We start from the raw sequence: 20,001 nt of genomic DNA, 5'->3' as shown, positions 1-20,001 counted from the left end.
ATGGAAATTCTCGCCACGATCTGGTTCGTCCTCATCGTCGTGCTGTGGATGGGATACCTGTTCCTCGACGGCTTCGACCTGGGCGTGGGCATGCTGCTGCCGTTCCTGACCCGCAGCGAACGCGGCAAACGGGTCCTGCTCAATACGATCGGACCCGTCTGGGACGGCAACGAGGTGTGGCTGATCACCGCCGCGGGGGCGATGTTCGCCGCCTTCCCGCACTGGTACGCCTCGCTCTTCTCCGCCCTCTACATCCCACTGACCCTGTGCCTGCTGTTCCTCATCTTCCGCGCCGTATCGATCGAGTACCGGGGCAAGGGACACACTCAGGCCTGGAAGTCCTTCTGGACGTGGGCGATGGCGATCGGCTCCGCCGGCACCGCCTTCTGCGTCGGCGCGATGCTCGCGATCACGACACTCGGCCTGCCGCTCAACTCGCACGGCGACATCGTCGGCGGCCCCTTCGCCTGGGCGTCGTGGCCGGCGCTGCTCGGCGGACTGGGCGGGCTCGGCTACGGACTCGTCCACGGCCTCGTCTTCCTCGGGCTCAAGACCGAAGGCGACATCCGCGCCCGAGCGCGATCCTGGGCTGGGCGGATCATGCTGCCAGCCGCGGTGCCGTTCCTCATCTGGTTCGCCCTGTCGATCACCCACCGCACCTGGCTCGTCGTCCCGGTCCTCGTCGCGGTCATCGCACTCATCGGCGCCTTCCTCGCGGTGCGCGCCGGAGCAGAGAAGCGGGCCTTCGCTCTCCACGGGATCTACCTCGTCGCGGGACTGGGATCGGTCTTCGCCGGCGCCTTCCCGAATGTGCTGCCCTCGACGCTCGACCCGGCGGATTCGCTGACGATCACGACCGCGTCGTCGTCGGACTACACGCTGACCGTGATGCTCATCGTCACCGTAGTCATCCTGCCGGTGATCATCGCCTACCAGATCTTCAGCTACCGGATGTTCCTCGGCCGCATCGCCGAGACCCACATCCCGGAGGCCCACAAGGTTCCGGTGGCGATCCGTTCGTGAGCTCGCCCCTGTCGATCCTGCTCGAGCTGCCCCACGGTCGGCGGGGGTTCGCGCTGTCGGTGTTCGGTGCGCTGGCCCGTTCGGTGGGGATCGTCCTCATCGCCGAGGCGGTCGCGCGCGCGATCGTCGGCCACAGTGCCCCCGGTCTGTGGATCGGCCTCGGGCTCCTCGGTGCGGTCCTGCGCGGCGGTGGTCTGTGGCTCGACCGCCGCCTCGGCGTGTCCCTGGCCGCCGAGTCCAAACGCGGACTGCGCTCGGGGATCCTGTCGGCACTGCTGAGCGGACGCGGCCGGCCGCGGACGAGCACGGCGGTGACCGTCACCCGGGGCATCGACGACCTCGACGATTACTTCACCACCGTCGTCCCTGCGCTCATCGCCACCGCCGTGGTGCCGATCGTGCTGCTCGTGCGGATCGTGTACAGCGATCTGCTCTCCGCGGTCATCATCGCGGCCTGCCTGCCGCTGATCCCGCTGTTCATGGTGCTCATCGGCCGATACACCGCCGAAGCGACGTCGCGGACCGTCAAGGCCCTCGAGCGGTTGTCGGACCATCTGGCCGAGCTCGCCGAGGGTCTGCCCGTGCTCATCGGCCTCGGTCGCTCGCGCGATCATGCCCGGCGGCTGCGCGAACTCGGCGAACGCTACCACCAGGCGAATCTGGCGACCCTGCGGGTGGCCTTCCTCTCGAGCCTCGCCCTCGAACTCATCGCCACCATCTCCGTCGCCCTCGTGGCCGTGGTCATCGGTCTGCGCCTGGTCAACGGGTCCATGGATCTCAGCGCGGGACTCTTCGTCCTCCTCATCGCCCCCGAATGCTTCATCCCGCTGCGCGAACTCGGTGCCGGCTACCATGCGAGCGAGAACGGTCGCGAGGCCCGGACCCGCGCGCAGGAGCTGCTGCGCGCAGCAGAGACCGGGGCCGGGGTCGAGGTAAGGGCCGGAGTCGAGGCGGGGGAGACCCGGGCCGACGCCGGAGCCGGCCACGTGACCTATGGTGACGGCACCGTCATCTCGTGGACCGGGACCATCGACACCCGACCCGGAGTGACGACGATCAGCGGTCGCTCCGGGGCCGGGAAATCGACGGTGCTGGCCGCCCTCGTCGGCGGGCTGCCGGCCGCGGCCCGCACGAACATCGCACCCGTGGCTGCGGCGTTCGTCCCTCAGACCCCGCGCATGTTCGCCTCCACCATCGGTGCCGAACTCGCTGTCTTCGGGCTCGCGCCCGAACCGGCCAGGCGAGCTCTGGCGGCCGCCGGACTGCCCACTGATCCGCAGTCGTCGACGGCCGCGCTCAGCCCCGGCCAACAGCGCCGGCTCGCGATCGTGCGGGTGATGCACCGCCTCGGCGAGGGAACCGACGTGCTCGTCCTCGACGAGCCCACAGCCCACCTCGATGAGGACAATGCCGACCTCATCATCGACCTGATCGCCGAGGCGGCCGCCACCCACCGTGTCATCCTCGCCAGCCACGACGACCGGGTTCGGGCCCTGGCTGATACCGAGATCCGACCCGAGAAGACCCTGGGCATCGTCAGCGATGGTGCCGCGGGAGCGCCGGCAGTCCCGGGCGATGAACTCGCCACCGCCGTAGGGGATCCGTCGGTCAGAACAGATCTGTCATCGGAGCCCGCGCGGCTGCCCGGTGGAGCCGTGATGTGGGACGACCCGTCGACCAACGAAGCGTCGACGGAGTCGCGGACCGCAGCACTCCGCCGACGGTGGGGGATACTTACGCAGAGCCTGCCGCTGTTCACTCCCGCGATGCTCATCGCCGCCCTCACCGCCTGCGCCTCCGGCCTCGCCGCGATCGCACTGACCGCCGTCTCCGGTTGGCTCATCGTCGAAGCCTCCTACCAGCCGCCGATCATGCTGCTCCTCGTCGCCATCGTCGGTGTGCGATTCTTCGGACTGAGCCGATCTGTGCTGCTCTACGTCAGCCGGCTGCGACTCCATTCGGCGATCTTCTCCGCCCTGACCCGGCTGCGCGCGAGCCTGTGGGAGCACTTCGAACGCGTGGGCATGAGCGATAGGAAGCTGCTCACTTCGGACTCCGCACTGCGGGCCATGGTCGCCGACGCCGATGACGTGCGCGACCTCGTGCCCCGGACCCTGTTCCCGCCGATCGTCTCGGCCATGGTCGTCCTCGGCGTCGGCATCACCGTGGGACTGCTCGACCCCGGCTCCCTGCCATGGTTCGTGCTGCTCGCCGTCGCCGATCTCCTCGTGCTGCCGCTCATCGTCATCCGTGCCGAGACCAGACTGGCCCGCGGCATCCGTACCGACCGCAACCGCATCCTCTCCCTGCTCACCCGCGCACTCGATGCGAAGGACGATCTTCACATCAACGGTGCCGACGGCCGCGTCCTCGGTCTGCTCGCCCACTATGAGCAGAGCCTCGAAGCCAAGCAGGCCGCTTCGGCCCGCAACTTCGGACTCGCACAGGTGTGGCTGCAGCTGAGCACGACGGCCACCGCGGTCATCGTGGCTCTGACATCGGGTGCTCCCACCGAGATCGCTGCAGTGCTGGCGCTCATGGCCGTGGGACTCGGCGATTCGTTGGCCTCCGGCCTCGACGCCTTCCGACAGATGCCCGCCCTCGCCGCCGCTCTCGACAGTCTTCCAGAGCCGCAGCCGCCTGCGGTCGCCTCGGCTGCGGTCGGGGGTGACGGGGTCAGGGCCACCTCGGCGAAAGACTCTGCAACGGGGGAGCACGAGCCTGGGACGGACCCCGGCATCGAGGAACTCGTCCTCGAGTCGATCACTGTGGGCTGGGACGACGAACCCGTGCTCGATGGGCTCGATCTGCACGCCGAACGCGGCGGCTGGACCCTTCTGTGCGGGGACAGCGGGACGGGTAAGTCGACGAGTCTGAGTGTGCTGCTGCGTTTCCTCGACCCCTGGGCCGGCCGCTACAGTGCCCGGACAGAACGCGGCGAGGACGTCGATATGCTCGCTGCCTCACCCTCCGAGCTCGTCGGTCGCATCGCCTGGTGTCCGCAGGAAGCCCACATCTTCCGCTCGACGGTCCGCGGGAACCTTGCACTGGCGGGGCAGGGCGTGCCGGATGACGAGGAGATGATCTCCGCGCTGCACGGAGCGGGCCTGAGCGAATGGGCCGATGCGAACGGCCTCGAACGCTGGGTCGGCGACCACGGTTCCGAGATATCGGGAGGTCAGCGACAGAGGCTCGCAGTGGCCCGGACGCTGCTCACGGGAGCCGACGTCATCGTCCTCGACGAACCCACCGCCCACCTCGACGATGAGACGGCCGGCCACCTCATCGGCGATCTGCGGGAGAATCTGCGCTCGCGCACGGTCGTCATGGTCACACATGACCGCCGCCTCATCGCCGATGAGGATACTGTCGTCGACCTCGGGAGCGAACGGCCGACGCACAGTCGACCCTCCGGCGATGTCAGTCGCGCTTCGAGCCGAACATGATCTCGTCCCAGCTCGGGATCGAGGCACGCGAGTTCTTCTTCGACTTCGGCTTCGCATCCTTCGCGGGTGCTGACTCCCTGTCCTGATCGGAATGATCGCTGACGCCCGGTTCGTTGAGCAGCGAGAGCTGGTTGTCATCGTCGAAGGTTCCGACCTTCTCCGTCGGCTCCTGCGGCTCGTCCGATTCCTGGGCCGAGTCCTCGAACGCGAAGACCTCGTCATCGGTTGCGGCTTCCGGCTGTCCGGGTGCGGTGTGAGCGCCCTGCGGGTGTGTCTCGGGATCCTCGGTCACCGCACGCAGACGTGTCCGCGGCTCGTCCTCGGTCTCATGGTGACGACGTTTGCGCAGGTTCTCCAGGATCCGACCGGTCTCGGCCTGGTGGTCACGTGCCTGCTGGGAGGGAGCCGAACCGGCGGTCGCACGTACCGGGGGATCGGAGGCGATGCCATCGGCGGAGTCGGCCTGCGGGAAGACATCGACCTCCTCGGTGTTCTTCTGCCTTTCGGCCCCGGAGCCGTAGTTCGGGATCGGACCCGTGTCGGTCGGACCCGAATCGGCGAGCCATGTAGCCTCATCGTCGATCGGGGTCAGCGAGCGGCGGTAATAGTGCCAGCTCGCCGTCCGGACGCGATCGGCTGCGACGAAGCTGAGCTGGACATACCAGTTGCCGTCCTGCTGCTTCCAGGAGTCCCATTCCATCGTCTCGATGTCGACGTCGCGCATGGCCAGGCGCTGCTGACACAGTTCGATGAGCGGGGTGGGCTCCCCATTGGGATCGTGATCGGAGTAGATCGGGTGCCGGCTGGCGAGGTAGGCGGTGCGCGAACGCTCGGCCATCGCCGGTCCCTCATAGGTGCGCACATACTCCATGTCGGCACCCGTTGAGGCCACGACCTCCTCGGCGTCCATGCCCCCGCGGATCATGGCCTGGATGTCCTTGGGACGCACGGGAGTCTCGGACTTGTGGTGGGCGCGGTCCTTGCGCACCGCAGCCATGAGAGCGTCGTCGAGAACGACTCGGTACTGAAGCCCGTTCTCGTCGTTCAGCAGCAGATGGGTGCCATCCGCGTCGACTCCGTTCAAGATCAGTTCACGCATGCCTGTAGCTCCTTTATCGCGTCTCCTCTGCATCGTGTCACGTTCGGCAGGGCGAGTCGGGCAGATTTCCGCGCGAGTCGCGAAATCACGGGCCGGATCGGTCCTCGACGGACTGAGCGCGCTCATCCGATGTGAACTCGGCCACGTAGGAGCCGCGAGTCCGGTTGCGAAATCGGTTGCGCGCCCGGTCACGAAGGGGGGGACTGTGTGCGGCGGATTGGTCGGGTCAGGGATCGTGTGCACGGCGGGCGGGACGGAGTTCGAACCGTGAGTGGCGAAGGCTCACTCTGCGGACAACGGGCCCTGTATCTCTACAGCCTGTAAAATCGTGAGCGTGAATAAGACTGCACCGATCGATGCCCTGATCCTCATGTCATTCGGAGGACCGGAGGCTCCAGAAGAAGTGGTTCCCTTCCTCCGCAACGTCACCGCCGGCCGCGGGATCCCCGAGGAACGGCTCGAGGAAGTCGGTGAGCACTACTTCGGGTTCGGTGGGAAGTCTCCGATCAACGACCAGAACAAGGCTCTGCTTGCGGCTCTGCGCGAGGAACTCGATCGCCGCGGAATCGACACTCCGCTGATCTGGGGCAACCGCAACTGGGAGCCCTACCTCACCGATGAGGTGCGGGCGCAGGCGCAGGAGGGGCGGACCCGCTTCCTCTCGATCGACACGTCGGCCTACTCGTCGTACTCGTCCTGCCGGCAGTACCGCGAAGACTTCGCGAAGACGATCGAGACCCTCGACGCCGAGGGGCTGACCGTCGAGATCGACAAGATCCGCCAGTTCTATAACCACCCGGGCTATGCCGACGCGTGCGCCGACCGTCTCGGAGCCGGTCTCGCGGACTTCCGCAGCCAGGTCGGCGACCTCGATCCGTCCAAGCATCGGCTGCTCTTCGTCACCCATTCGATTCCGAACGTCATGCAGGACGCCTCGGCCGTGGCCACCAACGGATACCTCGCTCAGCACGAGGAGCTCATGGGCCACCTCGTCGAGCGTCTTGATGAGGCCGATCGTCTGCCGTGCGAGCTCGTCTTCTGCTCCCGGTCGGGTTCCCCCGAGGTCCCGTGGCTCGAACCCGATGTCAACGATCGGATGGAGGAGCTCGCCGAGGAGGGGGTGACCGGGGTCGTGCTCGCACCCATCGGCTTCATCTCCGATCACATGGAGGTCGCCTTCGACCTCGACACCGAAGCCAAGGAGACCGCCGAGAAGCTCGGCTTCGCCTTCACCCGCGTCGCCACAGTGGGCACCCATGAGACATTTGTCTCCGGTCTCGTCGACCTCGTCGAGGAACGGGTCGCTCAGCTGCGCGGAGATGCCGTCGAGTCACCGGCGCTGCCCGGCACGACGGCACTCATTCCCGGCAGCGGAGCCTGCAGCATTGAGTGCTGCCGCGGCCGGATCGAACGCGCCACGCACCCGAACTGGGCGAGCTGAACCGGTCCTTGGCCTGCTGGGCCGGGCTCGGGCCAGCTGAGCCCGGCTGAGACAGGCGATCCGCACCGGGGTGCCTGCCCCGGACGGAGACGAAGAACCCTCCCTCACCGAATCGGTGAGGGAGGGTTCTTCGGTCTCAGTGCCCGCTGGCGGCCGTCGGCCGCCGAGTGCAAGGCGGTCGTCGGTCTTATGACTCTTCCGGGCTCGGGATGACGGGCAGGGCGCCCGTCTCGGCCTGGATCACCTCGGCGATGGGACCCGTGTCGACGTCATTGCGTCCGGCGAGCTCCATGAGGTTCTGCAGGTCGTCGATGAGATTCTCGACGAGGAAGTCATCACCGGCGGACCGGGCCTCGTGAATGCGATGACGGACATCATCGATTCGGGTGTCGAGCTGATCTGCGAATTCACTCATTGTGGATCCGTCCTTCCTCGGGTCACCCCCGAAGGGGACGATCCCGGTCATCTACCGGCAGGCTGGCTGGCGGTGTAGTCCATCACAAGTATTCTTGCAGAGCTTTTCGAGAACTCTATGTGTGGCCGTCATACGCGGACAAACAGGTGACGAGAATCACCGCATAGGGTACTCGTTCCATCTTGCCAACGGCAAGCATACAGTGCACAATGCTGGGGACACATCCCACGAGAGGATTCGACGATCCTCTTCGGCACCCCCCTGGACAGAGAGCGATGAGGCCATATGGCAACAGATTACGACGCACCTCGTAAGCAAGACGATGAGATCAAGAGCGATTCGATCGAGCAGCTGAAGGCTCAGCGTTCGCAGGCGCAGGCGAGCAAGATCGATGAGGACGAGACAGCGGTCGCCGAAGGGTTCGAACTCCCCGGTGCGGATCTGTCGAACGAAGAACTCTCCGTTCGTGTCCTCCCCAAGCAGAACGACGAGTTCACCTGCATGGAATGCTTCCTGGTCCGCCATCGTTCGCAGCTTGCGAGCGAAGAGGGCGGTGTTCCCATCTGCACGGACTGTGCAGGCTGAATCGCTTCAATCCCCTCAGACGGAACGCGCCGATCACATCGATCGGCGCGTTCCGCCTTTCCGCCCCCATTTACTACCTGACGGCGGCCCAGCAACCTCGCGCGAGGTTGCTGGGCCGCCGTCAGGTAGTAAATGGGGAGGGTCAGGGGGTGAGGGCGGCTGCCAGCTGCGTGGGGTGACGGGTGGAGACCAGCCAGTACGGTGTGGGGTCGTTCTCATCGTCGAGGTCGATGCGGACGACCGGCTTCACCCACGGGCGGATCTTGAGGAAGGCGCGCGCATCGAGGTCGACGCCGCGGGCGGCACGGGCCTCCTCCCCGTCATAAGCGGTGGCACCGGGAACGAACGTGCGGTCGATGTGCGCCTCACCGACGAAGAGCTGACGCTGAGTGACGATGATCGACACCGTGAGCGAATTCAGCCACCAGGCGAAGAGGACGAAGCTGATGACGGGCAGGATGATCGTGCCCAGCTTCCATACCGGCAGAACCATGAGCGCCGTCGAGGCCGCAGCCACCACGACGAGGATCCACATGCCGACCGAGGGTCGGACCTTCTCCTGGTAGACCACGTTGGTCCCCGATTGCGTTGTTGCGTTGGTCCCCGATTGCGTTGTTGCCATGGGTTCATTGTCCCATAGCGAGAAGTTTGGCCGCGTTCAGGCTTCGGCGTTAGAGTGCATCTTTGTGACGGAAACCCTCAAGATCGACCTGCAGCTCCTCGACGCGGGCGCCAGCGCCCCTGCCTACGCCCACGCGAGCGACGCCGGAGCTGATCTGCGCTCGACGATCGATATCGTCCTCGACCCTTTCGAGCGGCACGTGGTGCCCACCGGCATCGCGATCGCGCTGCCCGAAGGGTATGCGGCCTTCGTCCACCCCCGCTCAGGTCTGTCGAGCAAGCACGGGGTCACCGTCGTCAACGCCCCCGGCACCATCGACGCCGGTTACCGCGGCGAGATCAAGGTGCCGCTGATCAATCTCGATGCGAAGACCCCGGTGCGCATCGCCCGCGGAGACCGCATCGCCCAACTCGTGATCCAACGGATCGCGCACGCCGACTTCACCGTCGTCGAATCGCTTGACGACAGCGACCGCGGATCCGGCGGATTCGGATCCACCGGCGGTATCGACGCCGGCCTCAGCGACAAGGAGAAGTGAGGACTCATGGGACTGTTCTCCAAATTCAGGAAATCCACCCCGCACACCGATGACGACGTCGTCACCGACGACGAATTCACAGGCGATGAGGACACCGTCGCCGAGGCGGCCGACCGTGACGAGGCCGACGACGAAACGAGCGACGCCGAGTCCGATGCGGAGGCGACCGACGAGGAGGACTCGGAGGGCGAGCTCGACGACGAAGACGCGCTGCTCGAGAAGTCCGCACCCTTCGACCGGTCCGAGAAGGGTCCGTTCGACATCTCCGAGGACTACCCCGAACACGACCGACTCGACCTCGGCGCCCTCAAGGTTCCCGTCGTCGACGGCATGCAGGTGAGGCTTGATACTGACGACGACTCCGAACGTGTGCTGGCCGTGACCCTCATCCACGAAGGCGGCGGTATCCAGCTGCAGGCGTTTGCGACCCCGCGCTCGGAAGGGCTGTGGAACACCGTGCGCCGGCAGCTGACCGAATCGGTGGACAAGCAGGGCGGCGAAGCGAGCGAACTGCACACGTCGCTGGGCAAAGAACTGGCCATCGAGGTCCCGGCGAAGACCGAATCCGGCCGCCCGGGCAAGCGGGCCATGCGCTTCGCCGGCATCGACGGACCCCGCTGGTTCGTCCGTGCCGTGTTCTCCGGCAAAGCCGTGACCGATGACGAGGTCCGCGCCGAACTCTCCGCTCTCTTCCGCGGCGTCGTCGTCGACCGCGGTCAGGAGGCCATGGCGCCGCGAGAGCTCATCGCGCTCACCGCCCCGCAGGTCGACAGCGACAACGACGAGGAGACATCGGACGAGGACGAGCTCAACCCCTTCGAGCGCGGCCCCGAGATCACAGAGATCCGCTGACGAACGATGCTCGATCTCATCACCCGCCTGGTCCGTGACTTCGGCTCCCGCGATGCCGAAGCGCGCGCCGATCTGCGCCTCGTCTCTCAGGTGCCCGGAGTCATCCCGGTCGAATCGCTCGAGGCCCGGAAGGCCTCACGCATCGCCGGAGTCGTCTCCTCGACGACCCGCTCATGTTCCGATGACAGCCCCAGGCTCGACATCACCGTGGCCGACGGCACCGGCGAAGCCCGGGCGCAGTTCCTCGGCCGGCGGGAGATCAGCGGCATCCGTCCCGGTGCCCTCATCGTCCTCGAAGGTCGGTTCTGCGGCAGCGACGGAGTGCTCACGGCGCACAATCCCGTCTACGAACTGCTGCAGACGAAAGACGACACCGAGGACTGACAGAGCCGCCCTCAGTTTGCGTCGGCCCCGTCGTCGTCCGAGGTCTCATCGGTACCTGAGGACACCTGCAGCAGCGCCAGCAGGGCGTTCTCCTGATCGGGCGACGACAGGAAGAACAGTTCGTCGCCGGCTTCGATGACGTCATCGGTGCTCGGGGCGAAGGCCCGGGAATTGCGGATGATCGCCACCAGCACCGTATCCAGCGGGAACGCGATGCCGCCGACGCGCTCGGCGACGAGGTCGGCATTCTCGTGCACGGTGAATTCCAGCAGCCCCGCCTGGCCGCGTTCGAAGCTCATGAGGTGCACGAGCCCGCCGACCTCCACGGCCTCCTCGACCAGGGCGGTCATCAGGCGCGGGGTCGACACTGCGACGTCGACACCCCAGTTGTCGTCGAAGAGCCATTCGTTCTTCGGGTTGTTCACGCGGGACACGGTCCGCGGCACCCCGAATTCGGTCTTCGCCAGCAGGGACAGGACGAGATTGGTCTTGTCGTCTCCGGTCGCGGCGACGACGACATCGGCCTCCTCGAGCCCCGCCTCGGCGAGTCCCTCGAGCTCGCAGGCGTCGGAGAGCAGCCATTCGGCGCCGGGAATGCGCTCATGCCCGAGCGCATCCTTGTTCTGATCGATGAGCAGCACCGAATGGCCCTTGTCGAGCAACTCCCTGGCCACCGATCGGCCCACGGAGCCGGCTCCGGCGATGACGACCCTCATTCTTCTTCCTCCACGGTTCGCACGGGCTGATCGAGGATCCGTTCGATCTCGCCGAGGCGGTCGACCGGACACATGAGATGGACGAGGTCCCCGTCCTGGAGGAGCAGGTCGTCGTGGGCGACGATGCCCTCCGACAGCCTGGTGACGTAGGCGACGCGGGCCTTGGTCCTCGACTCGACGTCCTTGATCGGTCGGGCCACCCACCCGGGATCGAGGTGCACCTCGGCGAGCACGAGGTTGCCCGAGGGCTCCCGGTATTCGGTGATCGACCCCTGCGGGACGAGTTTGCGCATCACCTGCTCGGCCGTCCACCGCACGGTGGGCACGGTGGGAATGCCGAGGCGTTCGAACACCTGCGCTCGATTGGGATCGTAGATGCGGGCGGCGACATTGCTCACACCGAAGGTCTCACGAGCGACACGCGCGGCGAGGATGTTCGAGTTGTCACCGCTGGAGACAGCTGCGAAGGCGAATGCGTCGGCGGTCTTCGCCTGAGAGAGCGTCTCCCGGTCGAAACCGACCCCGGTGATCGTCGACCCGCTGAAATCGCGACCGAGTTTGAGGAACGCGTCCGGATCCCGGTCGACGACGGCGACGGAGTGCCCATTCGCATCGAGGGCTTTGGCCAGGGAGGCCCCGACGCGACCGCAGCCCATAATCACGAAGTGCATGGGGTTTTCCTCTCCGCAGTGATCTACCATTGGTTGCCGTGGCCAGCAGTTTTTCTGATGCCGTCAAAAGACTACTCGTTGGACGGCCCTTCCGCAGTGAGGACAGGCGTGCGCCGGCGCTGAGGAAGCGCATCGCGATGCCCGTCTTCGCCTCCGACATGCTCTCATCGGTGGCCTACGCTCCGGATGAGATCCTGCTCGCACTCTCACTGACCTCGCTCGTGGCGCTGACCGTCGCCCCCTGGATCGGTGTGGCCGTCGGCATCGTCATCCTCGTCATCGTCGCCTGCTACCGCATCAACGTCCGGGCCTACCCATCCGGCGGGGGAGACTACGAGGTGGCGTCGAAGAACCTCGGCTCCAATGCCGGGCTCGTCGTCGCAGCGGCTCTGCTGGTCGACTATGTGCTCACGCTGGCCGTGTCGATGACCGTCTTCGCCGCCTACATCACCACGGCGTTTCCGACGCTTGCGCCCTATCGGGTGCCGGTGGCCATCGTCGGCATCCTCGTCATCTCTCTGGCCGGTCTGCGCGGCTCGCGGGCGACGCCCGTGCTGCTGGCCGTGCCGACCTACCTGTTCCTGGGCGCCGTCTTCCTCACCATGTGCGTCGGTCTCATCCGGGTCGGCGTCGGTGACACCCCGCACGCTCAGACCGCCGACTACACGATCGTGCACAGCGGCATCGGCGATGAGGCGACGCTGGGACTGGCCACGGTCCTCATCGTACTGCGGGCCTTCTCCTCGGGATCCGTCGCATTGGCCGGCGTCCAGACGGTGGCCACGGCTGTGCCGGCGTTCAAGAAGCCGCGCGGGAAGAATGCGGGCAACACCCTGCTGCTCTCCGGTCTGCTTGCCGCCCTCATGCTCACGGGACTGACCTACCTCGCCTCGGTCACCGGCATCAAATACGTCGACGACCCGCACATCTACCTCGTCCGCGGCGACGGCAGCCCGATCAGTGCGGAGTACGAGCAGGAACCGGTGCTCGCGCAGCTGGCCCATGCGACCTTCGACAACGCCCCGGTGATGTTCTACATCGTCGTCCTCATCACCGCGCTCGTGCTCATCGTCGCCGCGAACACCGCGGTCGAAGGCTTCCCCGGACTGGCCTCTCGGCTGGCCCGCGACGAATTCCTGCCCAAGCAGCTGGCCACGAAGGGCGATCGGCTGACGTTCTCCAACGGCATCCTCCTGCTGGCAGCCGCAGCGATCGTGCTCGTCATCGCCACCTCCGCCTCGGCGACCGCCCTCATCCAGCTCTACCTCGTCGGAGTCTTCGCGAGCTTCGTCCTCGGCCAGGCCGGAATGGTCCTGCACTGGACGAAGCGTCTGCGCCTGGTCATCGACTCGAAGACACGGCTGCGGATGCACATCAACCGCATCGTCAACGGCGTCGGCTGCGGGCTCGCCGCCGGGGTGCTCATCGTCGTCATCGTCTCGAAGTTCCTCGCCGGAGCCTGGCTGGCAGTGGTCGCCATGGCCGGTCTCTACCTGGTCATGGGCACCATCCACCGCCACTACGGCCGAGTGGCCAGGGAACTCGCGCCGGACAAGGATGTGAACTCGCGGACGATCCCGTCGAACACCCACGCCATCGTCGTCGTCGCAGAGATCGACAAACCCACGATGAGGGCGCTGTCGTACGCCCGCGTCACTCGGTCGAGCCAGCTCGAGGCCGTCACCGTGTCCGTGGACGAGGAGGCCGCAGCGGCGCTGCAGAAGAAGTGGAACGAGATGGAGCTGCCGGTGCCGCTGACGGTGCTCGCCTCTCCCTACCGCGAACTCGTCCGTCCGATGCTCGCCCACATCCTCGCCATCCGCCAGCGCTCACCCAGGGATCTCGTCATCGTCTACATCCCGCAGTTCGTCGTCGGCCGCTGGTGGGAACACCTCCTGCACAACCAAGTGGCGCTCAAGCTGCGCACCCGACTGCTGCTCGTCCCCAACGTCGTCGTGGTCTCCGTGCCGTGGCGGCTGAAATCCTTCTCCCGGCAGTACGGGGGAGACGGGCCCGATACCGACACCGCGCTGTACAGATAGGGAGAGACGCCCAATGAGCGACACCATGGTCCCCGCCCGGGAGCTCACCCTCGACCTCGAATCCCCGGCGGCAGGAGGGACGTCCATCGCCCGGCATGACGGTCAGGTCGTCTTCGTCTCGGGTGCACTTCCCGGAGAGAGGGTCCGAGCCGTCACCGAGGCGGGTCCGGCCGGGAGATTCCTCCGCGCCGAGGCGGTCGACGTCCTCGAGGCCTCGGCACACAGGGTGCCCGACCGCCGTGCCGCATACGCGACAGACGTGTCCGCGAACGACCGGAGCGGCGGGACCGGGTTCGGTGGGATGGAATTCGCACACGTCGATCTGGCGCACTCCCGCGAGCTCAAAGCCGAGGTGCTCGCCGATCAGCTGACCCGCATCGGGCACATCGACCGCAGCGTCGAGGTCCGGCCCGCACCGGGGGAGACCGACGGAACCGATTGGCGCACCCGCGTGCAGCTGGCCGTGGACTCCGACGGTCGGGTCGGCATGCTCGCACCGCGGTCCCACGATGTCGTCCCCGTGGCGACCCCGCCGCTGGCTGCGGGCGCGCTGCACGACCTCGACCTCGCGTCGCTGCGTCTGCCCGGGGTGCGCCGCCTCGAATTCGCCTGGGCCGGAGACCACGGGGCGCTCATCGTCCGCGGCACCCCAACGGATGAGAGCATCGAGACGCTCGAGAACTGGCTTCCCGAGTCGTTCTCACTGCTCACCGAGGCAGTCGGCTGTGAGTCCGGCAACGACCGGGGCAGCGGTGACCGGACGTCCGGACGAAGCGTGAGAACGCACCGAGGTCGAGGTGCGCGTGGGAAGGGCCGTGGACACGCCGCTCCCGGGCCCGCCGAACTGCGGGTCATCCGCGGCAGCCGCACCCTGACCGAAACGGTCGCCGATCACGACTTCACGGTGGGCGCCGACGGCTTCTGGCAGGTTCACCGGAGCGCCGCCGAACTGCTCAGCAGCGCGGTCATCTCCGCCCTGCCGGACCGCGTCGAATCGATCACCGACCTCTACTGCGGAGTCGGACTGCTCGGCATCGGTGCGGCACGGGCGACCGGGGCGCCGCTGTTCGGAGTCGAAGGCGTGGACACCGCGATCGAGCACGCCCGAGCCAATGCCGGGGAACTCGATGCCCGGTTCCTCGCCCGCAGTGTCGATCGCACCCGCCTGCCCGATTCGGACGTCATCATCCTCGACCCGCCGCGAGCCGGCGCGGGAAAGGCGGTCACCTCAGCGCTCATCGGATCGCAGGCCCGCACGCTCATCTACGTCTCGTGCGACCCGGCCACCCTGGCACGTGACCTCGACCTGCTCACGGCCGGGGGATTCGAGATCGAGAGCCTCACCGGCCACGATCTCTTCCCGCTCACTGCGCATCTCGAGTCGGTCACCGTCCTCAGACGGTGAGGACCGGGCCCGGGGCGCCTCGGCGAGGGTGACGGACCATGACCGCACCGCCTCCGCGCGGGCCGGGACGGACAGCTCAGACTCGGGTCTTGCGGGGGAGGAGGACGAGCGCGATGAGGGCGATGAACGTCGTGAGGAACCCCCACAAGCCCCACCAACCGGCGGACCGGCCCTTCTCCTTGGCGAACGAATTGCAGATGACGGCGAAGATGACGCCGACGAGCAGTGCGCCGAAGCCGAATCCGGCGCCGAGCGTGAACGGGTCCATGAGGTCTCCTCGGTGATGATTTCCCGGTGATGACCGCCGCGTTCGGCGGTGCTGTCGATACTGATTCCAGACTAGGAACCGGCGGGTACCCCAGTCCCTGGTGATCGCCGGATTCACGGCGGAGGAAAACCCCCTCCGGTGCTTTCGACCCACCGTGTCGCCCGGTGGTCAAAGCACTGCGGATGCGATAGAATTTATCTTGACGTCAAGATACTTTTGGAAACATATGTGTCGCGTAAATCGGTGCGCGGCGCAAGGGCATGCCCCGGTTTCCCGGATGAGTATCGGATGAAACAGGAGAATCACGATGAGCAACGTCGATACGTTCAAATCGAAGAGCACCCTGACCGTGGGCGATAAGGACTATGAGATCTATCGTCTGGACACGGTTCCAGGGTCGGAAAAGCTTCCCTTCAGCCTCAAGGTGCTGTTGGAGAACCTGCTGCGCACGGAAGACGGCGCGAACATCACCGAGGAGCACATCAAGGCGCTCGGCAGGTGGGATCCCAGTGCCGAACCCAACACGGAGATCCAGTTCACCCCGGCCCGTGTGGTGATGCAGGACTTCACCGGTGTGCCCTGCATCGTCGACCTCGCCACGATGCGCGAGAAGGTCGTCGAGCTCGGCGGCAGCCCGGATCAGGTCAACCCGCTGGCTCCGGCCGAGCTGGTCATCGACCATTCGGTGCAGATCGACCGCTTCGGCACCGCCGACGCCGTCGAACTGAACATGGACATCGAATACCAGCGCAACGGTGAGCGCTACCAGTTCCTGCGCTGGGGCCAGACCGCGTTCGAGGACTTCAAGGTCGTGCCCCCGGGCATGGGCATCGTCCACCAGGTCAACATCGAGCACCTCGCCCGCGTGGTCATGCCGCGTGAGGTCGACGGAGTGCTCCGCGCCTACCCGGACACCCTCGTCGGCACCGACTCGCACACCACCATGGTCAACGGCCTCGGTGTGCTCGGTTGGGGCGTCGGCGGCATCGAGGCAGAGGCGGCCATGCTCGGCCAGCCCGTGTCGATGCTCATCCCGCGCGTCGTCGGCTTCAAGCTGACCGGCGAGATCCCCTCGGGAGTGACGGCCACGGACGTCGTGCTCACGATCACCGACATGCTCCGCCAGCACGGCGCCGTCGGCAAGTTCGTCGAGTTCTACGGCAAGGGCGTCGCCGAGGTGCCGCTGGCCAACCGCGCCACCATCGGCAACATGAGCCCCGAGTTCGGTTCGACCGCCGCGATCTTCCCGATCGACGACGTCACCATCGACTACCTCAAGCTCACGGGACGCTCGGAAGAGCAGATCCAGCTCGTCGAGGACTACGCGAAGACCCAGGGCCTGTGGCACGATCCGAACAACGAGGTCGAGTACTCCGAGTACCTCGAACTCGACCTGTCGACCGTGGTCCCCTCGATCTCCGGACCGAAGCGTCCGCAGGACCGCATCGAACTCTCCGACGCCAAGAGCCAGTTCGCCAAGGACATCCACAACTACGCCGCACCCGGCGAAGAGAACAAGTCCGCCGAGGTCAGCACCGCCGACGGCCGCAACTTCGAGCTGGCCAACGGAGCCGTGGCGATCGCTTCGATCACCTCGTGCACGAACACCTCGAACCCGTCGGTGATGATGGCCGCCGGCCTGCTGGCCCGCAACGCCCGCAAGCGCGGGCTCAACTCCAAGCCGTGGGTCAAGACGTCGATCGCACCGGGTTCGAAGGTCGTCACCGACTACTACAACAAGGCCGGCCTCATCGAGGACCTCGAGGCGCTGAACTTCTACATCGTCGGCTACGGCTGCACGACCTGCATCGGCAACTCGGGCCCGCTGGACACCGAGATCTCGAACAGCATCCAGGACAACGACCTCTCGGTCACCGCCGTCCTGTCGGGCAACCGCAACTTCGAGGGCCGCATCAGCCCCGATGTGAAGATGAACTACCTCGCGTCGCCTCCGCTGGTCATCGCCTACGCGCTGGCCGGAACCATGGACTTCGACTTCGAGAACCAGCCTCTGGGCAAGGACTCCGAGGGTGTCGACGTCTACCTGGCCGACCTGTGGCCCTCGCCTGAAGAGGTCGAGTCGGTCATCGCCGATTCGATCTCGACCGAGATGTTCGACAACGAATACGGCCGGATCTTCGATGGTGACGAGCGCTGGCAGCAGCTCGACACCCCCGAGGGCAAGGTCTTCGAGTGGGACGACAAGTCGACCTACGTGCGCAAGCCCACCTTCTTCGACGGCATGGGCCTCAAGCCCGAAGCCGTCACGGACATCAAGGGTGCGCGCGTGCTCGCGAAGCTCGGCGACTCGGTGACCACCGACCACATCTCGCCTGCAGGTTCCTTCAAGGCCGACACTCCGGCCGGCAAGTACCTCGTCGAGCACGGTGTCGAGCGCAAGGACTTCAACTCCTACGGCTCGCGCCGCGGCAACCACGAGGTCATGATCCGCGGAACGTTCGCGAACATCCGTCTGCAGAACCAGCTCCTCGACGGAGTCCAGGGTGGCTTCACCCGCGACTTCACCATCGAAGGCGGACCGCAGACGACGATCTACGATGCCTCCCAGAACTACCAGGCAGCCGGCATCCCGCTGGTCGTCCTCGGTGGCAAGGAGTACGGTTCGGGATCCTCGCGTGACTGGGCCGCCAAGGGCACCAAGCTGCTTGGAGTCGGCGCCGTCATCACCGAGAGCTTCGAGCGCATCCACCGCTCGAACCTCATCGGCATGGGCGTTCTGCCGCTGCAGTTCCCCGTCGGCGAATCGGCCGAGTCACTCGGACTCGACGGCACCGAGACCTTCTCCATCGAAGGCATCACGGAACTCAACGAGGGCACCACGCCGAAGACCGTCAAGGTCACCGCTGAGAAGGAAGACGGCACGACCGTCGAATTCGACGCTGTGGTCCGCATCGACACACCGGGTGAAGCCGACTACTACCGCAACGGCGGCATCCTGCAGTACGTGCTTCGCCAACTTGCCGATAGTTGATCTGATCGGCTCGGATACGAGGCGATCTAGCACCTGACACGCCCGACGTGTCTTGGTTCAGCATCTCATACATGCGCCCCGTCAGGCTTCTGCCTGACGGGGCGCATGTATGCCCATGCCGCACGAGGCCTTAGCTCCCGTGGCGCGAACCAGTTCCACTAAGTCAGCCGGTCTGAGATGCTGTTGCGGGACGACTAGAGTGCACACAGTCAACTCGGGAGTCAAGCGAGCTGACCGAACGATCCATTGAAACGCGCTTTCGGCGAGAATGCCCTGCAGATCGAGGCACGGACGATTTCTTCCGTCGCTTAAGCCGAAGCGTTGCCGGCCCTGGTTGAGCAGCCGACGATCTGCACTTTCGCAATTATGCGCGGCAAATAAGGTCCACGGTGTGGCCCTGCGATTGAAGCCGATGTCTGAATCGCCTAGCCTGGATCATGTAATGCCCCGGTGACTATTCGAACTTCAAGGCTCGGACTCCCGGGGTAACAGTCTTTTTCGGGGGTGTCCAGGACTATAGGCTGCTCGACGTCGTGGCGGCGGTCCGGCATCGTCGAGAGGTCTACAGCCGATGAGACCGGTTGCCCGTAACCTTCTAAGTAGCCCCACCATTGGTCAGGCCAGCGACCCCTTTCCATCCTGACGGATGATGGGGCTACTAGTACGAAAGTAGAATTGGTCAGGCAGCCTCCACCGGAGTCAACGTCACGTCGTAGCCCAACGAACGCAAACGATTAAGCGCATTGGTCTTTTCACGGTCAGGATTCCTGCGGGCAGCAAAGAAGTCGGCCCCGGGATCGTCATAGATGACTCCGTTTGCGAGCATGTGCCACACCGCGGTCAGTATCGAATGCTCAGTAGCAACCACAGCCTTCAATTTTCCCCGACGCGCAATGATCCGCTTGTGGCGGACGCCCAAATACGTGCCCGACGGGTGACGGGCGATCGAAAGCGCCGCGACACCGAGCGCTCCCTTGAGGTACCGGGTTCCCGGTCTCGTTCGGGTGGACTTCACTCGACCAGCCGACTCATTCGAACCCGGACACACCCCAGCCCATGATGCCAATCGACCTGGTGACTCAAACCGCGACATATCCGCCCTGGTTTCGGCCACGATCACATCGGCGACCTTCACCGACACCCCGGGAATCGTGATCAAGTGGTCTCGGACAACACGAAACGGTTCCATCGCCCCCTCGATTCGGTTGGTGAGTTGCTCGACCCACTCGGTGATCGAGTCAATCCGGTCCAGATGCATCCGGCAGATGAACGCGTGATGTTCGGTGAATCGGCCGGTCAGCGCCTCGACGAGTTCGGGAATACGATTGCGCATGGCACCCTTGGCCAGTTCGGCCAGGCGGTCTGGGTCACGCTCTCCGGTGATGAGTGCATCGAGCATAGCCAGTGAGGAAACCCCCATAAGATCCGAAACAGATGCTGAAAGCTTGATACCGGTCGACTCCAGGAACTTCTCCAACGGGACTGCTGAACGTTTGGTTGAC

Annotated in this window: 17 protein-coding genes; 10 read left to right on the top strand and 7 right to left on the bottom strand. The window is 65.7% G+C overall.

Features of this window, described 5'->3' with window-relative positions; translation table 11 throughout:
• Both cydB and cydC read left to right on the top strand, forming a co-directional pair.
• Window positions 1-1,023, top strand: coding sequence for a cytochrome d ubiquinol oxidase subunit II (gene cydB, locus GUY23_RS11080; protein ID WP_166972313.1), 1,023 nt, complete (start codon window positions 1-3; stop codon window positions 1,021-1,023).
• Window positions 1,020-4,469 (top strand): thiol reductant ABC exporter subunit CydC, encoded by a 3,450-nt coding sequence (cydC, locus tag GUY23_RS11075; RefSeq protein ID WP_166972311.1) that lies wholly within the window; start codon window positions 1,020-1,022, stop codon window positions 4,467-4,469. The genes cydB and cydC overlap by 4 nt, the downstream gene beginning before the upstream one ends.
• On the opposite strand, the gene sepH is transcribed toward cydC, so the two are convergent.
• Window positions 4,444-5,568 carry a septation protein SepH gene (gene sepH, locus GUY23_RS11070; RefSeq protein WP_166972309.1) on the bottom strand — a complete coding sequence of 375 codons (1,125 nt, stop codon included), beginning with the start codon at window positions 5,566-5,568 and terminating at the stop codon, window positions 4,444-4,446. The two genes, cydC and sepH, sit on opposite strands and share 26 nt — an antisense overlap.
• Before the next feature lie 334 nt (window positions 5,569-5,902).
• On the opposite strand from sepH, the gene GUY23_RS11065 reads away from it, so the two are divergent.
• Entirely contained in the window at window positions 5,903-7,009 is a 1,107-nt protein-coding gene (locus tag GUY23_RS11065) for a ferrochelatase (RefSeq protein WP_166972307.1), read from the top strand.
• Between the two features lie 187 nt (window positions 7,010-7,196).
• On the opposite strand, the gene GUY23_RS11060 is transcribed toward GUY23_RS11065, so the two are convergent.
• Entirely contained in the window at window positions 7,197-7,424 is a 228-nt protein-coding gene (locus GUY23_RS11060) for a hypothetical protein (protein ID WP_166972305.1), read from the bottom strand.
• 285 nt (window positions 7,425-7,709) lie between these two features.
• On the opposite strand from GUY23_RS11060, the gene GUY23_RS11055 reads away from it, so the two are divergent.
• Window positions 7,710-8,009: a DUF4193 domain-containing protein gene (locus tag GUY23_RS11055; RefSeq protein ID WP_166972303.1), complete on the top strand. Its 300-nt coding sequence runs from the start codon at window positions 7,710-7,712 to the stop codon at window positions 8,007-8,009.
• A gap of 142 nt (window positions 8,010-8,151) precedes the next feature.
• Here GUY23_RS11055 and GUY23_RS11050 read toward each other — a convergent pair whose 3' ends face one another.
• Window positions 8,152-8,631, bottom strand: coding sequence for a DUF3093 domain-containing protein (locus tag GUY23_RS11050; RefSeq protein WP_166972301.1), 480 nt, complete (start codon window positions 8,629-8,631; stop codon window positions 8,152-8,154).
• A 64-nt stretch (window positions 8,632-8,695) separates the two neighbouring features.
• On the opposite strand from GUY23_RS11050, the gene dut reads away from it, so the two are divergent.
• Genes dut through GUY23_RS11035 form a run of 3 tightly spaced genes read left to right on the top strand, consistent with a single transcriptional unit; the run spans window position 8,696 to window position 10,405 of the window.
• Window positions 8,696-9,169: a dUTP diphosphatase gene (dut, locus tag GUY23_RS11045; protein ID WP_228282228.1), complete on the top strand. Its 474-nt coding sequence runs from the start codon at window positions 8,696-8,698 to the stop codon at window positions 9,167-9,169.
• 6 nt (window positions 9,170-9,175) lie between these two features.
• Complete coding sequence (locus tag GUY23_RS11040) at window positions 9,176-10,021, top strand: DUF3710 domain-containing protein (RefSeq protein ID WP_166972297.1); 846 nt, start codon at window positions 9,176-9,178, stop codon at window positions 10,019-10,021.
• Between the two features lie 6 nt (window positions 10,022-10,027).
• The gene (locus GUY23_RS11035; RefSeq protein ID WP_166972295.1) at window positions 10,028-10,405 is read left to right on the top strand and encodes an OB-fold nucleic acid binding domain-containing protein; all 378 of its coding nucleotides are present in this window, start codon (window positions 10,028-10,030) and stop codon (window positions 10,403-10,405) included.
• An 11-nt stretch (window positions 10,406-10,416) separates the two neighbouring features.
• Here GUY23_RS11035 and GUY23_RS11030 read toward each other — a convergent pair whose 3' ends face one another.
• Window positions 10,417-11,121: a potassium channel family protein gene (locus tag GUY23_RS11030; RefSeq protein ID WP_166972294.1), complete on the bottom strand. Its 705-nt coding sequence runs from the start codon at window positions 11,119-11,121 to the stop codon at window positions 10,417-10,419.
• Window positions 11,118-11,792 (bottom strand): potassium channel family protein, encoded by a 675-nt coding sequence (locus GUY23_RS11025; RefSeq protein ID WP_166972292.1) that lies wholly within the window; start codon window positions 11,790-11,792, stop codon window positions 11,118-11,120. The genes GUY23_RS11030 and GUY23_RS11025 overlap by 4 nt, the downstream gene beginning before the upstream one ends.
• A 137-nt stretch (window positions 11,793-11,929) precedes the next feature.
• Here GUY23_RS11025 and GUY23_RS11020 point away from each other — a divergent pair, with 137 nt between their 5' ends.
• The gene (locus GUY23_RS11020; RefSeq protein ID WP_208085327.1) at window positions 11,930-13,834 is read left to right on the top strand and encodes an APC family permease; all 1,905 of its coding nucleotides are present in this window, start codon (window positions 11,930-11,932) and stop codon (window positions 13,832-13,834) included.
• Between the two features lie 13 nt (window positions 13,835-13,847).
• Complete coding sequence (locus GUY23_RS11015; RefSeq protein WP_228282227.1) at window positions 13,848-15,239, top strand: class I SAM-dependent RNA methyltransferase; 1,392 nt, start codon at window positions 13,848-13,850, stop codon at window positions 15,237-15,239.
• Between the two features lie 76 nt (window positions 15,240-15,315).
• Here the strand turns inward: GUY23_RS11015 and GUY23_RS11010 are convergent, their stop codons facing one another.
• Entirely contained in the window at window positions 15,316-15,507 is a 192-nt protein-coding gene (locus GUY23_RS11010; protein WP_166972288.1) for a hypothetical protein, read from the bottom strand.
• Between the two features lie 307 nt (window positions 15,508-15,814).
• Here GUY23_RS11010 and acnA point away from each other — a divergent pair, with 307 nt between their 5' ends.
• Window positions 15,815-18,499, top strand: coding sequence for an aconitate hydratase AcnA (gene acnA, locus GUY23_RS11005; RefSeq protein WP_166972286.1), 2,685 nt, complete (start codon window positions 15,815-15,817; stop codon window positions 18,497-18,499).
• A 679-nt stretch (window positions 18,500-19,178) separates the two neighbouring features.
• On the opposite strand, the gene GUY23_RS11000 is transcribed toward acnA, so the two are convergent.
• Window positions 19,179-19,976 carry a transposase gene (locus GUY23_RS11000; protein WP_166972284.1) on the bottom strand — a complete coding sequence of 266 codons (798 nt, stop codon included), beginning with the start codon at window positions 19,974-19,976 and terminating at the stop codon, window positions 19,179-19,181.
• Window positions 19,977-20,001: the final 25 nt, after the last annotated feature.

The sequence above is a fragment of the Brevibacterium atlanticum genome (assembly GCF_011617245.1).
Lineage (GTDB): Bacteria > Actinomycetota > Actinomycetes > Actinomycetales > Brevibacteriaceae > Brevibacterium > Brevibacterium atlanticum.
This window is presented reverse-complemented; position numbering and strand designations above follow the sequence as displayed.